This is a genomic window from Pelomonas sp. Root1217, from assembly GCF_001425705.1.
In the GTDB taxonomy this organism is placed as follows: Bacteria; Pseudomonadota; Gammaproteobacteria; order Burkholderiales; family Burkholderiaceae_C; genus Pelomonas.
On the sequence record NZ_LMDC01000023.1, the window covers coordinates 249,753 to 264,903 of the forward strand.

Consider the following 15,151-nt stretch of genomic DNA (forward strand, 5'->3'; position numbering starts at 1 on the left):
CGGCGCAGAAAGCCACCCCTCGGCATGGAGCACGATCCCACCCAGCCCGACCATGCCGAAGAGGACCTCGCCGATGACATCGACAACGTGGTCCCGACGCGGGGCTACCAGATGCTGCCGGTGGTGGGCTTGGGCGGGTCGGCCGGCGGTATCGGTGCGCTGAGCGAGTTCTTCCGCCTCATGCCGCCCGACTCCGGCATGGCCTTCGTCGTCGTGCTGCACCTGTCACCCGACCACGACAGCACGTTGGCGGCGCTGCTGCAGCGCGATACCGCCATGCCGGTGATCCAGGTGAACGAGCCGGCGACGCTGGAGGCCAACCACGTCTATGTGATCCCGCCGCGCAAGGGGCTCAAGACGATGGATGGACACCTGCGGCTGTTCGAGCTACCGAGCGACCGCACCCGCCACGTCGCGGTGGACCTTTTCTTTCGCACGCTGGCCGATACGCACGGCCCGCACGCATCGGCGGTGGTGCTGTCGGGCAACGATGGCGACGGTGCCATCGGCATCAAGCGCATCAAGGAGCGCGGCGGCCTGACCATCGCGCAGGCCCCCGACGAGGCCGAGTTCGACGGCATGCCGCGCACGGCGATCGCCACCGGCATGGTCGACTGGGTGCTGCCCGTCGACCAGCTGCCCGAGCGGCTGATCGAGTACCACCGCCTGGAGCGCCGCTTGCGGCTGCCGCCCGAGGAAGGGCCGAAGGTGCACCCGGCGCAAAACGCCAGCGACGAGAGCCTGCTGCGCGATGTGCTCAACTTCCTGCGCACCCGCACCGGCCGCGACTTTGGCTACTACAAGCGCGCCACCATCCTGCGCCGCATCGGCCGGCGCATGCAGGTCAACGGCATCGACGACCTGGCCGCCTACCTGACCTGCCTGCGCACCCGCCCGGGCGAGGCCGGCGCACTGCTGCAGGACTTGCTCATCAGCGTCACCAACTTCTTCCGCGACGGCGACTGCTTCGCCGCGCTGGAGGCGCGCATTCCGGAGCTGTTCCACGGCAAGGGGCCGAGCGACGTCGTGCGGGTCTGGGTGGTGGCCTGCGCAACCGGCGAGGAGGCCTACACGGTGGCGATGCTGCTCAACGAGCATGCGCGCTCCCTGGAGTCGCCACCCGTCGTGCAGGTGTTCGCCACCGACCTGGACGAGGACGCCATCAAGGCCGCCCGGGAGGGCATCTACCCGCTGGCCATCGAGGCCGACGTGTCGGAAGACCGCCTGCGCCGCTATTTCGTCAAGGAGCACCGCGGCTACCGCGTGCGCCGCGAAGTGCGCGAGATGGTGCTGTTCGCGTTGCACGACGTGCTCAAGGATTCGCCGTTTTCCCGGCTGGACCTGGTCACCTGCCGCAACCTGCTGATCTACCTGAACCGCGAGGCCCAGAGCCGCGCGCTGGACATCTTCCATTTCGCGCTGCGCCCGGGCGGCACGCTGTTCCTCGGCTCATCTGAATCGGTGGATGACTTCAGCACGCTGTTCAGCGTGCTGGACAAGAAGAACCGCGTGTTCCGCCAGCGCCCCACGCCGCGCAACGGGCTGCCGGTGCCGTCCGGGCCAGGCACCCTCGCCCTGGCGCTGGAAACGCAGCAGTCGCAGCCGGACGGGTCCCATGTGGCTGGGCGAGGCTTCGAGCAGGCTCCGTCGGGCCCGCGCATCGTCGACCGAGCCTCCGGCACGCGCACCGTGCCCTGGGGCGAGGTGCACCTGCGCCTGCTGGACCGGCTCGCGCCGCCCTCGGTGCTGGTGGACGCGGAATACGACATGCTGCATCTGTCGCCCGGCGCCGGGCGCTTCATGCAGTTCAGCGGTGGGGAGCCGAGCAACAACTTGCTGCGCGCGGTCCATCCGGCGCTGCGCATCGAATTGCGCGCGGTGCTCTACCAGGTCCGGCAGTCGGGCGAGGCCGCGGCGATGCCGGGCATCCTGGTGCCGCTGCATGACGACAACGTGACCGTGACGGTGCACGCCTACCCGGCGCGCGAGGTCTCGCCGGACTTGACGCTGGTCACCTTCGAGATCGGCACCAACGAGCCGTCGAGTGCCGACGTCGCCTCTGAGCCGCGCCCGCCCGAGCCGCTGGCCCGCCAGCTCGAAGGCGAGATCGAGCGGCTGAAGTCGCACCTGCGCGACACGGTCGAGCAGTACGAGGCCTCCACCGAGGAGCTCAAGGCCAGCAACGAAGAGCTGCAGGCGATGAACGAGGAGCTGCGCTCGGCCACCGAGGAGCTGGAGACCAGCCGCGAGGAGCTGCAGTCCATCAACGAGGAGCTGACGACCGTCAACCACGAGCTCAAGAGCAAGGTCGATGCGCTGGGCCAGGCCAACAGCGACATGCACAACCTGATGGACGCGACCGCCATCGCCACCGTCTTCCTGGACCGGCAGCTGCGTATCACCCGCTTCACACCGTCGGCAGTGGGCCTGTTCAACCTCATCGCCAGCGATGTCGGCCGCCCGCTGACAGACCTGAAGAGCCAGCTGCGCTATCCGGCATTGACGCAGGACGCACAGAAGGTACTGGAGACGCTGGTGCCGATCGAGCGCGAGGTCGGCGAGGCGGACGGGCACTGGTATCTGGCCCGGCTGCGGCCCTACCGCACCATCGAGGACCGCATCGCCGGCGTGGTGCTGACCTTCATCGACATCACCGAACGCAAGAGCGCCCAGGAAGCGCTGCGCAACGCCGACGCGCGCTTCCGTGCCATCGTCGACCAGGCCACCGTCGGCGTGCTGCAGATGGACCTGGAGGGCCGCATCCAGCTGGTCAACGGCCGCATGTGCCGGCTGCTGGACTATGCCGAGCCCGAGCTCCTTGGCATGGACCTGGAACAGCTGGTGCAACCGGACGACCTGGGCACCCATCGGCAGCGCCTGCAAGGGCTGCTGGAACGCAACGAGTCCTATGACATCGAAAAGCGCCTGCTGCGCCGCGACGGCAGCACGGTGTGGGTGCACAACAGCGTGACGTCTCTGCCGGCTGAAAACGGCATCGAAGGCGGCGTCATCGCCGTGTGCGTGGACATCACCGAGCGCAAGGCCGCCGAAGCGGCGCTGCGCAACAGCGAGGAACACCTGCGCATGGTGCTGGAGAACGCGCGGGAGTACGCCATCTTCACCACCGACACCGAGCGCCGCATCACCACCTGGAACCCCGGTGCCGAGCGCACGCTGGGCTTTGGCGAACGGGATGCGCTGGGCCGCTCGGCCGACATGATCTTCACGGAGGAAGACCGGGCGGCCGGCGTGCCGCAGCTCGAAGCGGCCCAGGCCCTCAGCGAGGGCCGCGCCGGCGATGACCGCTTCCACCAGCGCAAGGACGGCAGCCTGTTCTGGGCCAGCGGCGCGTTGATGACCATGCAGGACTCCGATGGCCGCAACGTGGGCTTCGTGAAGATCCTGCGTGACCAAAGCGACGCCCGGCGCTCGCAGCAGGCGCTGGAACAGGCCTTGCGCGACATGGAAGCCGCGCGAGCGGCACTGGAAGCGGCCAACGCGGCCAAGGACCAGTTCCTTGCCGTGCTGTCGCATGAACTGCGCACGCCGTTGACGCCGGCGGTGATCGCGCTGCAGCTGCTGTCGCGGCGCAATGACATGCCGGAAGAAGCCCATGAGGCGCTGCAGCTGATCCAGCGCAACATCCGCGTCGAGTCGCACCTGATCGATGACCTGCTCGACCTGACGCGCATCTCGCGCGGCACGCTGGCCCTGGCCAAGGCGCCGGTCGACCTGCACGAGACCATCCGCAGCGCCTGCGAGATCTGCGAGGCTGACGTGAGCGCCAAGGCGCAGCAGCTGACGGTCGAGTTGCAGGCCAGCCGGCACCGGCTCGTGGGTGACGGCCCCCGCCTCCAGCAGGTTGTCTGGAACCTGTTGAAGAACGCCTCGAAGTTCACGCAGGCGCGCGGCCGCATCCGCATCGAGACGCGCACCGAAGATGGGCGCTTCGTCATGTCGGTCACCGATAACGGCGTGGGCATCGACGCGGAGATGTTGCCGAGCATCTTCGATGCCTTCGTGCAGGGTGGCTCCTGGGTGGCGAAGGAGTTTGGCGGCCTGGGGCTGGGGCTGTCGATCTCCAAGGCCACTGTCGAGGCCCATGGCGGCCGCCTGCGGGTAGCCAGCCCGGGGCGGGGCCAGGGCGCCACCTTCACGCTTGAACTGCCGCTGGCAGAACAATGAGCCCCGCCATGGTCACGAACGCCCCTTCGCATCCGAGCCGCCTGCGTGTGTTCATCGTCGAGAACCACGACGACACCCGCAACACGTTGAGCATGTTGATGGTCGCCATGGGGCACGAGGTCCGCAGCGTCAGCTGCATGCGGGAGGCGCTGGACCAGTTGCCGGCGGCTGATGCCGACGTGCTGGTGTCTGACATCGGCCTGCCCGACGGCGACGGCTGGGAGCTGATGCAGCGCCTGCGCCTGGAGCACCCGCTCTATGCCATCGCCATGAGCGGCTACGGCATGGCCGAAGACCGCGAGCGCAGCCTCGCCGCCGGCTTTCGCTACCACCTGGTCAAGCCCATGGACATCGAGAAGCTCGAGGCGCTGCTCGCCGAGGCGGCGCGGGAGCGCTCGGCGCACTGACGCCCGGCGCGAACAGCGCGATCAGCGCGATCAGCGCGGTCAGCGCGGTCAGCGCGGCAAGAGCCGCCGCAGATCGTCCAGCCAGGCGGCCCAGGCCTCGGTGCGGTCCTCGTCGTGCAGGCGCAGCAGGGCCGAAGGGTGCAGCGTGATCAGCACGGGAATGCCATCCTCGCGCGTCACCCAGCCACCCCGCTCGCGGGTGACGGCCACCGGCCGGCCGAGCAGCGCCCGGGCCGCCGTGGCGCCCAGGGCGGCAACGGCGCGCGGCCGAACGGCCTCGATCTCGCTTTCCAGCCAGTGGCTGCAGGCTTCGATCTCCTGCTGGGCCGGCGTCTTGTGCATGCGCCGCTTGCCGCGCTGCTCGTACTTGAAATGCTTGACCGCGTTGGTGACGTAGATCGCCTGGCGGTCCAGGCCCAGCTCCTGCAACGCGGTATCCAGCAGCCGGCCGGCGGGGCCGACGAAGGGGTGGCCGGACAGGTCTTCCTTGTCACCGGGCTGCTCGCCCACCAGCATCAGCGGCGCTTTGGGCGGCCCTTCGCCCCAGACGGTCTGCGTGGCCCGCTCGCCGAGCGGGCATTTGCGGCAATCGGCAGCATCCAGGCGCAGCTGTTGAAGCTTGGGCCGGCCCGGCGCGGCGGTCATGCCCTGGCGTCCTCATCGGCCCAGCCCTGCGCGCCAACCAACGGCACGAACGCGACGTCGGCGAGCGCTTGCTGGTCGAAGCCGCCGTTCGCCAGGCGCCTCACCTTGACGAGGATCTGGCCTGGCGCGATGGGCATGGCTGCGTCTTGATAGGCGAAGTCCTCGAAGCCCGCCTCGACGAAAGCCTCGCGCGGCACGGTGCGCATCGCCTGCAACACCGCCTCGGCGTGGATGCCGCGGGCGGCCAGCTGGGTGGCCACCATGTGCTCGCGCCGCTCGGCGTAATCCGCCTTCATGGCGTTCAGGCCGCCGCCATCTCTCGGCAGGCGCTGGCGCAGGCCCGGCAGGCGGCAGCGCAGTCCTGGCAATGCGCATGCGCATGCTTGCCGCATTCCTCGGCGCAGCTCTCGCACAGCGCCGCGCAAAGCTGGCAGACGCGCGCCGCAAACTCGCTACCGCGTGCCATGAAGCCCGCGGCGGCCCGGCACATCGCGGCGCAGTCCATGTCCAGCGCGATGCACCGCGCCATCATCTTCACGTCCGCTTCCTTCAAGCAGGCGGCGGCGCAGCGATCACAGGCATCCGCGCAGGTTTCGCAGGCCTGCAGGCAGTCATCCACGGTCGAAGGCATGGCGCTCTCCGGTCAGTTGGCAGGCCTCACCGACGGCATACGGCATTCCCAGTCGCGAGTCAGTTCACGCATCGGCAGGGCTCAGCGTCGACCTCCCTGATGAGCCGTCGAAGGGGGTCTGCACGCCGCCGCCGGCGGCGCTTGGACATGGCCTCGTCGGTCAGGCCCTGCCGCGCGCGACGCGCGAACTGCCAGGTGCGCCTGGATGGCGCGATAGACTTCCTGCAGGTCCACGGGTTTGGCCAGGTGCCCATCGAAACCTGCCTGCGCCGTCGCTTCCCTGTCGGCGGCCTGGGCATAGCCGCTCGTGGCAATCAGGACCGTCTCCTGGTTTACGACGTCGGCGCGCAACCGGCGCGCGACTTCCAGACCATCGATCTTGGGCAGCCCCAGGTCGAGCAACACCACGTCGGGCCGCATGCGCGCGGCAGCGGCCAAGGCCTGCTCGCCATCGTGCGCCAGTTCCACCTGGTGTCCATCCAGCCGCAGCAGCGATGCCAGGGTCACCGCCGCGTCGATGTTGTCGTCGACCACCAGCACCGTCAGCGCCGGAAGTCCCGGCATACCGGTCGCTTCGGCAGAGTCGCCCCGTTCATCGGGGCGCCGATGGCGGGGCAGGCACACGACGAAGCGCGAGCCGATGCCTGACTTCGGTGCCTCGTGGTGGACGCGCCCGCCATGCAGCTCCGTCAGCCGCTTGACCAGGGCCAGGCCGATGCCCAGGCCGCCCTGGGAGCGATCCAGGGTGCGGCGGTCCTGCGTGAACAGGTCGAACAGGTGGGGTGCCAGCCCCGGCGATATCCCCGGGCCGTCGTCCTGGACGGCGATGGTCACGTTGTCGTCCTGCTCCAGCTTCACCATCACGACCACCCGCCCTCCTTGCTGGCCGTACTTGACGGCGTTGGTGACCAGGTTCGAGACGATCTGCGTGAGCCGTGCGGGGTCGGCCACGAGATCGAGCTCATGGGGCACTTTCACGGTGATCGACTGATGGCGCTCAAGCGCCATCGGCCAGGCCGCCTCGACCGCCTGGAAGACCGAGGTGGCGACGAGAACGTTCTCCATGCGAAGCTCGATGCGGCCCTGGACGATGCGACTGCCCTCCAGCAGGTCGTCCACCAGGCGCGTCATGTGGGCGACCTGGCGTTGCAGGATCTGCAGGGCCGCGTCGCGCTTCTCGGGGGTGTCACCCATCCGCTCCAGGATGCGCACCGCGTTGGTGATGGGTGCCAGCGGGTTGCGCAGTTCGTGCGCCAGCATCGCCAGGAACTCGGTGCGGCGCGCGTCGGCCTCCTGCAACGCATGCTCGATGTGCTTGCGCTCGGTGATGTCGAAGTTGACGCCCACCATGCGCGATCGATCGCCTTGCGCGCCATGCAGCACCCGGCCGCGGCTGAGGAGCCAGCGCACGTCTCCGTCTGGGCGCCGCACACGGAACTCGGCCTCGTAGTCGCCGCCGCTGGCCAACACCCGGGCGATCTTGGCGTCCAGGCCCGGCCGGTCTTCAGGGTGGACCATGTCCATGAGCCGGGACGTGTCGGGGGCCTCATCACCCGGAATGCCCAGAAGGCTGTAGATCTCGGGGCTCCAGAAGCATTGCTGCTGTGCCGGCCCCCAGTCCCAGACGCCCATGCGGCCCGCATCGAGCGCCACCTGCAGGCGCTGTTGCGAGTGCTGCAATTCCCGCTCTCGCTCCAGCAGGCGTGCCTCGTAGGCTTTGGCCTCGGAAACATCGCGCGTGATTTCCAGAATCCGGTCCTGTCCGTCGCGCACACGCTGCATCACCGCGTTGACGGCGATCCGCCGGCCGTCCTTGGTGGTGTGCGAAAGCTCGCCCCGCCACAGCCCGTCCTTCTGCAGCGCCTGGTCCTTCAAGGCCTCGGCGCCGGTGGACTCGGTCCGCAGCAGTGCGTTGGGGTGCTGGCCCAGGGCCTCGGCGGCGGTGTAGCCGTACTGCAGTTCAGCGCCGTGGTTCCAGAACTCGATGCCGCCTTCCGCCGTCCAGACAAAGATGCCATCGAACGCCAGCTGCAGAAGCTGCGCGAGATGCTGCAGCTCTTCGCGGTCACTGTGCGCCGTGGTGACGTCTCGCGCCACACCGATCATCCGCAGCGGCTGGCCGTGCTCGTCGCGGTCAACGACCTTGCCCTGGACGGCAATCCATACCCAGCTGCCATCGGCGTGCCGCATGCGGTATTCGCAATCGAAGCCCGGGGCCCGGCCATGCAGATAGGCGTCCAGGCAGGCGTCCGCGCGGTCGCGGTCCGGCGCCATCACCAGCGAAAGCCAGCCGTCCCGCGTGTTCGCCACATCGTCGGGCGAATAGCCGAGCACCTGCTCCCAGTTGCCGGTGAATTTCATGTGGTCGTTGGGAATATTCCATTCCCACATCGCCTGCCCCGCGGCGTCCATGGCCAGCTCCAGGTTCTGGCGGCTGCGGCGCAATGAATCGTCGGCCCGCCGCTGATCGGTGATTTCCTCGGCCACGATGCTCAGCCGGTCGATCGCACCGGTCTCGTCGCGCAAGGGCGTGATCTGTTCGCGCCAGATGCGCCTGACGCCAGGCCGGGCGGGCGTTTCACCATGGATCTCGAGGTCGCGGATCGCCCGGCCCGATGCCAGCACCCGATTGAGGAGCCCCTCCGCCTGGCCCGCCAGATCGGGCAGCAGCTCCCGCACGGTCCGCCCGAGGTGCGCCTCGACGGGCAAGCCGTTCATTTCGGCGAGCCGCTCGTTGACCCGCAGGAAGCGGAGCTCGGTGTCAAGCACGGCCAGGCCGATCGGCGCGGTTTGGTAGATCGACTCGAGTTCAGGTCGCATGGTCCGGCACCGCGCAACAACAGCCCGCTCGGCGCAGCAGGCGCATGGCAAGGCCCATACCTCGTCGCTAGAGACCCATCAATTCGCTGGACGTGCAGTCCCGGCCGCGCTCCTTGGAAACGTAGAGCGCCCGGTCGGCCCGCTCCAGCACGGCGTCCAGCGTCTCGTCCGGGCGAGCCTGTGCAACGCCGGCCGAGAAGGTGTAGGCAATGCTCGCGTGCGGCTCCAGCGTGTGGCGCACCCGCTCGAGCGCGGTGCAGGCTTCCGCCAGCTCCGTGCCCGGGAGCAGCAAGAGGAATTCCTCGCCGCCCATGCGGCCCATGGCCTGGCCCGTGCGCAGATGGGCCTGTGTGTGATCGCAGAAATGGCGCAGTACGGCGTCGCCGACGGCGTGGCCATGCGTGTCGTTGACCCGCTTGAAGTGGTCCAGGTCCAGCAGCGCAAGGCTCACCGGTTGGGAATGCCGGCGTGGATCGTTCAGGGCGCTCTGAGCGAGTTTCAGGATGTGACGGCGATTGGGAATGCCGGTCAATTCGTCGGTAAAAGCTGCCTGGACCGCCAGCTCGTGAGCACGCTCCAGCTCCGAAGCCATGCGCTGGTTGGCTCTCAGCAGGCGCTCGCAGTCGTCTTTCTGATCGCGCAGCGACTTGCGCTGCAGGTAGAGCGCGACGAACGCACCGACCTTGCTTTCCAGCACCTGAGGGTGCACCGGCTTGACCAGGAAGTCGACGGCGCCGGCCTCGTAGCCACGGAAGGTCCGCGCCGCATCGCCGCTGGCGCCCGTCAGAAAGATGATGGGAACTTCGCGGGAAATCGCCGTTTCGCGCATGGATTCGGCCAGCTGGAAGCCATTGACGTCGGGCATGTTGACGTCGACCAGCGCCAGCGCAAAGTCATGCTGCGCGAGCTGCTCCAGCGCCACCGCAGCGGACTCGGCGGATACCACCTCGACGCCGGGACGATCCAGGAGCAGCTTCGTCGAAAGCAGGTTGTCCGGGTTGTCATCGACGTGGAGGATGTAGGCGGTCTCGCGCGCAGACAGCTGAAGCTCCCGGAAGGACGTTGGGCGTGAGCGGCAATTGGCGCGCCTGGAACGCTGCCACGCCTGGCAGATACTCCCGCGGTCAAGCCGACCTCAGGAATCTCCGTGAACACTTCCTCGATCAGCGACGACCTGGTTGACCGTGTCCGCCACGCGCTGGCCGATGTTGCCGACGTGCGTGAGAAGCGCATGTTCGGCAGCGTGGGCTTCATGGTGCGCGACCACCTGTGCGTGACGGCACGGCCCGAGCGGCTGATGTGCCGCATCGACCCGGCGCTGCACGAGATGGCGCTCCAGCGAGACGGAGTCGAGACGGTGGTCATGAAAGGCCGCCCCTACCCAGGCTATGTGTTCGTTGCCGCGACGGCGGTACGGACGAAGGCGGCGCTGGACTATTGGATCGAGCTGTCCCTGAAGTTCAACGCGACGCTGCCTGCGGCCAGGGCAAAGAAGAGCCCATCGCGGGCCAGGGCCAAGGGGGCTGGCGCCACCGACGGCTCGCACTCACGTTCTTGAGTGAATGGCCGTGAGCAGGCAGCGCAGCGAAGGCCGTTCCTACACTCCGCCAGGTATCGCGCGCGGCACAGGCAGTGGATGTCGTCGTGGTCGCGGTCCGAGCCCTTCGACCTCTCGTTTCACGCCGTCCATGCCATGAAGCTCCAGCCACTGCCCCGGACCGTCGCCATCGTCATGGCCGGCTTGATTGCCGCTGCCACGCAGGCACAACCGGCCGAATCCTTCCCGGTGCACATCGAGGTGGACGCCGGCCGCACAGCGGGCGAGCTCAAGCCCATCTGGCGCTTCTTCGGCGCCGACGAGCCCAACTACGCGACCATGAAGGATGGCCGCAAGCTGATGAAGCGGCTGGGCGACCTGCGCCCGGGAAGCGTCTACTTCCGCGCGCACAACCTGCTCAACACGGGTGACGGCACGCCGGCGTTCAAGTGGGGCAGCACCAATGCCTACACCGAGGACCGTGACGGCAAGCCCGTCTACGACTGGGCGGTCGCCGACCGCATCATCGACAGCTATCTCGAGCGCGGCGTGCGGCCCTATCTGCAGATCGGCTTCATGCCGCAGGCGCTGTCCAGTGCCAAGCCGGGCACGCCCTACCAGCACAGCTGGCGCCCGGGCTTCGCCTACGACCTGATCGCCGGCGCATGGAACGCGCCGCCGAAAGACTATGCCAAGTGGGGCGAGCTGGTCTTCCAGTGGACCCGGCACTGCGTGGAGCGTTACGGCCGCGAGGAAGTGCTGCGCTGGTATTTTGAAGTCTGGAACGAGCCCAACGGGCCGGCCTACTGGACCGGCACGCAGGAAGAATTCAACAAGTTGCATGACTACGCCATCGACGCCGTGCGCCGCGCATTGCCTGAAGCCCGCGTGGGTGGGCCGGACGTTGCGGGCGCCGGGGGCGCGTTCATGGACGCCTTCCTCAAGCATGTCGTCAGCGGCCGCAACCATGCGACAGGGCAGACCGGCACGCCGACCGATTTCCTCGCCTTCCACGCCAAGGGCAACCCGCGGTTCGTCGACGGGCATGTGCGCATGGGCATGGCGCCCCAGCTGAGCGGCATCGCCAACGGCTTCCAGAAGATCGCCGCGGTGCCGGAGCTTAGGACCAAGCCCATCGTCATCGGCGAGAACGACCCCGAAGGCTGCGCCGCCTGCCCCGGCCCGCAGAACGCCTACCGCAACGGCACCATGTACTCCAGCTACACGGCGGCCAGCTACAAGCGGATCTGGCAGCTCGCCGACCGCCACCAGGTGAACCTGGAAGGCGCTCTGACCTGGGCCTTCACGTTCGAAGACCAGCCCTGGTTCGCGGGCTACCGCCAATTGGCGACGAACGGTGTCGACCTGCCGGTGCTCAACGTCTTTCGCATGTTCGCCAAGCTGGGGCCGACGCAGCTGCGCGCCGCCAGCGACGCCGAGGTGGCGCTGGAGGACATCTTGGCGAACGGAGTGCGTGGCCGCCCGGACGTGGGCGTGCTGGCCACGCGGGCGCCCGACGGCAAGATTGCGGTGATGACCTGGCACTATCACGACGACGATGCCAGCGGCCCGGATGCGGCGGTCAGCCTGCAACTGACGGGCCTGGGCGGGCAAGCGACACGGACGGTGACGCAGTGGCGCGTCGACAAGGCCCACGCAAACGCGTTCACGGCCTGGCAGGCGATGGGTTCGCCCCAGGCGCCGGACGCGAAGCAATACGCCCAGCTGGAAGCGGCCTCGGTGATGGCGCCGGCCCCGCTGCCGGCGCTGGCGGTGGCCAATGGCGGCGCAACGCTGAGCTTCACGCTGCCGCGGCAGGGCGTGACGCTGCTGATCATCGACTAGGCGCCAAGCACGCCCCGTGAACATCAAGCTTGACGTGCTGAAGTGGCTGGCGAGCCTGCTCATCTGGGGCCTGCTGGCGCCGCATGCATTGGCCGCTGACGCGCCGCGCACCGAGACGCTGATGCTGTCGGGCACCGGCCCGGACGACGCGGTGGACTGGGACTTCGTCATCGACGGCGGGCAGCGCGCGGGCGAGCAGGCGCGCATCAAGGTGCCGTCGAACTGGCAGCAGCAGGGCTTCGGCCACTACCAGTACGGCTACGACAAAGGTCCGCGGGCGGCGGACAAGGCGACCTACCGACGCCGCTTCAGCGTGCCGGCCGAGTGGCAGGGCCGCACGGTGCGGGTGGTCTTCGATGCGGTGATGACCGACACCCTCGTGAAGGTCAACGGCAACGTCACGGGGTCCATCCACCAGGGCGGGTTCAACCGCTTCAGCCACGACATCACCCGCTGGCTCAAGCCGGGCGAGGACAACGAGATCGAGGTGCAAGTCAGCGAGGCCTCGGCCGCCACGGCCACCGACATCGCCGAACGCCATGGCGACTACTGGGTGTTCGGTGGCATCTACCGGCCGGTGTGGCTGGAGGCGTCGCCGCCGCAGTCCATCGCGCACGTGGCCATCAATGCCCAGGCCAGCGGCGAGCTCACGGCCGACGTGACGCTGCGGGCGCCGCGCACGGTGACCCGGCTGGTGGCCCAGATCACCACCCGCGACGGCACGGCCGTGGGCCAACCCTTCTCCGCCGCGATTCCCACCGGCGGCGCCGGGCGCGTGCGCGTCCAGGGGCGGATCGACCAGCCGCTGCTCTGGTCCGCCGAAACGCCGCACCTGTACTTCCTGCAGCTCACGCTGTTCGAAGGCGACAAGGCCGTCCACCAGGTCAGGGAGCGCTTCGGCTTTCGGACCTTCGAGGTGCGCGAGGGCCAGGGCCTGTACCTCAACGGCCAGCGCATCATGCTCAAGGGCGTGAACCGCCACAGCTTCCGCCCGGAGACGGGCCGCGCCGTGTCGCGCGCCCAGGCCTATGAGGACGCGCGGCTCATCCGGTCCATGAACATGAACGCCATGCGCGTGGCCCACTACGCGCCCGAGAAAGCCTTCCTTGAGGCGGCCGACGAGCTGGGGCTTTACGTCATCAACGAGCTGAGCGGCTGGCAGAAGGCCCATGACACCGAGGTGGGCCGCAAGCTCGTGCGCGAGCTGGTGGAGCGCGACGTCAACCACCCGAGCATCCTGTTCTGGTCCAACGGCAACGAAGGCGGCTGGAACCGCGAGCTGGACGGCGACTTCGCCTTGTACGACCCGCAGGCGCGGCCGTTGCTCCACCCCTGGGAGGCTTTTGGCGGCATCGACACCAAGCACTACCCGCGCTACCCGGACCTGCAGCGCCGCCTGGCGGGCCCGCTGCTGGTGATGCCCACCGAGTTTCTGCACGGCCTGTTCGATGGCGGCCTGGGCGCCGGCCTGGACGACTACTGGCAGGCCATGAGCGCGTCGCCGCGCGGCGCGGGCGGCTTCCTGTGGAACCTGGCGGATGAAGGCCTCATGCGCACCGACCAGGGCGGGCGCATCGACGTGTTCGGTACCTACGCGCCGGACGGCATCGTCGGCCCCCGGCACGAGAAGGAGCCCAGCTATTACACGGTCAAGGAGATCTGGTCGCCGGTGCAGATCGCGCCGCCGCTGCTGGACGGCCAATTCAACGGCGTGCTGAAACTGCGCAACGCGTTCGATTTCACGACGCTGGCGGCGGTTCGCTTCCAGTGGGAATGGATTCGGTTCGCCCAACCGCAGGGCCGCAGCCCGAACGCCCGAGTGCTGGCCCAGGGCGACCTCACCGGGCCTGCCGTGGCCCCGCATGGCGCGGGTGAACTGAAGCTGCCGCTGCCCGCGGTCTGGCGCGAGGCGGATGCGCTGCGCCTGACGGCAATGCAAGGCGACCAGCATCTGTGGACCTGGGTCTGGGCAGCGCCGGACCGGCCCTCCCGCCTCGCACGCCAGCATGCCGGCACGCCCGCGGTGGTGAGAGACGGCGACAGCATCCGGCTGCAGGCCGGTGCCGTGTCCGCGCGCTTTGATGCCCGCACCGGGCTGCTGCTCGGACTGGCCAGAGGTGGCAAGGTGCAACCGTTGTCCACCGGGCCGCGCATGGTCGTCGCCCGGCCGAGGCAGGCTGCCGAGCCGACATGGCTGGAACCGGCCGCCACGGCCGACGGTGTCTACGAGTTCCCCACCGCGACGATGGCCAACGTCGCCACCATCGACCTCGGCATCACCGAGACCGACGGCTGGGCGAGCTTCAAGCTGGATCTGTCTGCCGATGGGCAGCATTGGAAGACCGTCTTTGATGGCGCGCGGGTGGCGCGCGACGGGCAGACCTACATCTTCCCGCCGCAGGCCGTGAAGGCGCTGCGCGTGACCCGCCTGGCGGGCGTGCGGCGCACGCCCTCGGTCGTGTCACTGCGGCTGGCCTTTGAAGCCGACCGCTTCGCCGTGCCGACGGCTCAGGTCGTCGTGGCCGCAGGCACCGGGCCGCAAGGCGCCTGGCTGGAAGCGCCGGGCGCCGGCGGGCTGGACCGCGTGCGCTGGACGCTCAGCAAAGACGGCGTGCTTGCGCTGGACTACGGCTACCAGCTCCAAGGCCCGACGCTGTACCACGGTGTCGGCTTTGATCGGCCGCTCGTGGAGACCAGCCATCCCCGCGCGCTCGTGCGCGGGCCGAGTCCCGTCTGGCAGAACCGCCTGCGCGGGCCCGTGCTGGGTGTGTACGACATCGCATCGCCTGCCGGCTATTTCGCGGACCCGCGCTGGCTGCGCCTGCCCTCGCCGGCCGGAGACCTCACCATCGTCAACGAAGGCGCAGGCTATTTGCAGTTGGGCGCCAGGCTGGCGGACTTCCCGACCACCAGCGTGGACTTCCCCGCCAGCGACATCGGCTTCCTGCACGCCATCCCCGCCATGGGCGCCAAGGGCCAGGCCGCAGACCTGACCGGGCCGGCGGGTGAGCCGGCTATGGCGACGGGCCCTTACGGCGGCCGGTTGCTGCTGCGGTTCTGACGGCCGCATGACGCTGCCCG

General features: G+C 68.8%; 10 protein-coding genes. 5 read left to right on the plus strand and 5 right to left on the minus strand.

What is annotated here, in order from left to right:
- The first annotated feature begins 24 nt into the window (after positions 1 to 24).
- On the plus strand, positions 25 to 4,185 hold the full coding sequence (locus ASC95_RS15450; RefSeq protein WP_057298608.1) for a PAS domain S-box protein: 4,161 nt from the start codon (positions 25 to 27) through the stop codon (positions 4,183 to 4,185).
- Between the two features lie 8 nt (positions 4,186 to 4,193).
- Positions 4,194 to 4,592, plus strand: a complete 399-nt coding sequence (locus tag ASC95_RS30740) for a response regulator (RefSeq protein WP_057298609.1) — start codon at positions 4,194 to 4,196, stop codon at positions 4,590 to 4,592.
- A gap of 48 nt (positions 4,593 to 4,640) precedes the next feature.
- Here the strand turns inward: ASC95_RS30740 and ASC95_RS15460 are convergent, their stop codons facing one another.
- The 5 genes from ASC95_RS15460 to ASC95_RS15480 form a co-directional block, all read right to left on the minus strand.
- A complete protein-coding gene (locus ASC95_RS15460) occupies positions 4,641 to 5,237 on the minus strand; it encodes a UdgX family uracil-DNA binding protein (protein WP_057298610.1) in 597 nt (198 codons plus the stop codon).
- A complete protein-coding gene (locus ASC95_RS15465; protein ID WP_057298611.1) occupies positions 5,234 to 5,533 on the minus strand; it encodes a hypothetical protein in 300 nt (99 codons plus the stop codon). Before ASC95_RS15465 ends, ASC95_RS15460 begins: the two co-directional genes overlap by 4 nt.
- A 5-nt stretch (positions 5,534 to 5,538) precedes the next feature.
- Entirely contained in the window at positions 5,539 to 5,868 is a 330-nt protein-coding gene (locus ASC95_RS15470; protein ID WP_057298612.1) for a four-helix bundle copper-binding protein, read from the minus strand.
- Between the two features lie 81 nt (positions 5,869 to 5,949).
- Positions 5,950 to 8,688: a PAS domain-containing protein gene (locus ASC95_RS15475; protein ID WP_057298613.1), complete on the minus strand. Its 2,739-nt coding sequence runs from the start codon at positions 8,686 to 8,688 to the stop codon at positions 5,950 to 5,952.
- A gap of 67 nt (positions 8,689 to 8,755) precedes the next feature.
- Positions 8,756 to 9,802, minus strand: a complete 1,047-nt coding sequence (locus ASC95_RS15480; protein WP_369820622.1) for a diguanylate cyclase — start codon at positions 9,800 to 9,802, stop codon at positions 8,756 to 8,758.
- 33 nt (positions 9,803 to 9,835) lie between these two features.
- On the opposite strand from ASC95_RS15480, the gene ASC95_RS15485 reads away from it, so the two are divergent.
- From ASC95_RS15485 to ASC95_RS15495, 3 genes are all read left to right on the plus strand, one after another.
- Positions 9,836 to 10,246, plus strand: coding sequence for a TfoX/Sxy family protein (locus ASC95_RS15485; protein ID WP_200960151.1), 411 nt, complete (start codon positions 9,836 to 9,838; stop codon positions 10,244 to 10,246).
- Positions 10,247 to 10,381: 135 nt separating this feature from the next.
- Entirely contained in the window at positions 10,382 to 12,070 is a 1,689-nt protein-coding gene (locus ASC95_RS15490; RefSeq protein ID WP_057298615.1) for a beta-xylosidase, read from the plus strand.
- A 16-nt stretch (positions 12,071 to 12,086) separates the two neighbouring features.
- Entirely contained in the window at positions 12,087 to 15,131 is a 3,045-nt protein-coding gene (locus ASC95_RS15495; protein ID WP_235537941.1) for a glycoside hydrolase family 2 TIM barrel-domain containing protein, read from the plus strand.
- The last annotated feature ends 20 nt before the right edge of the window (positions 15,132 to 15,151 follow it).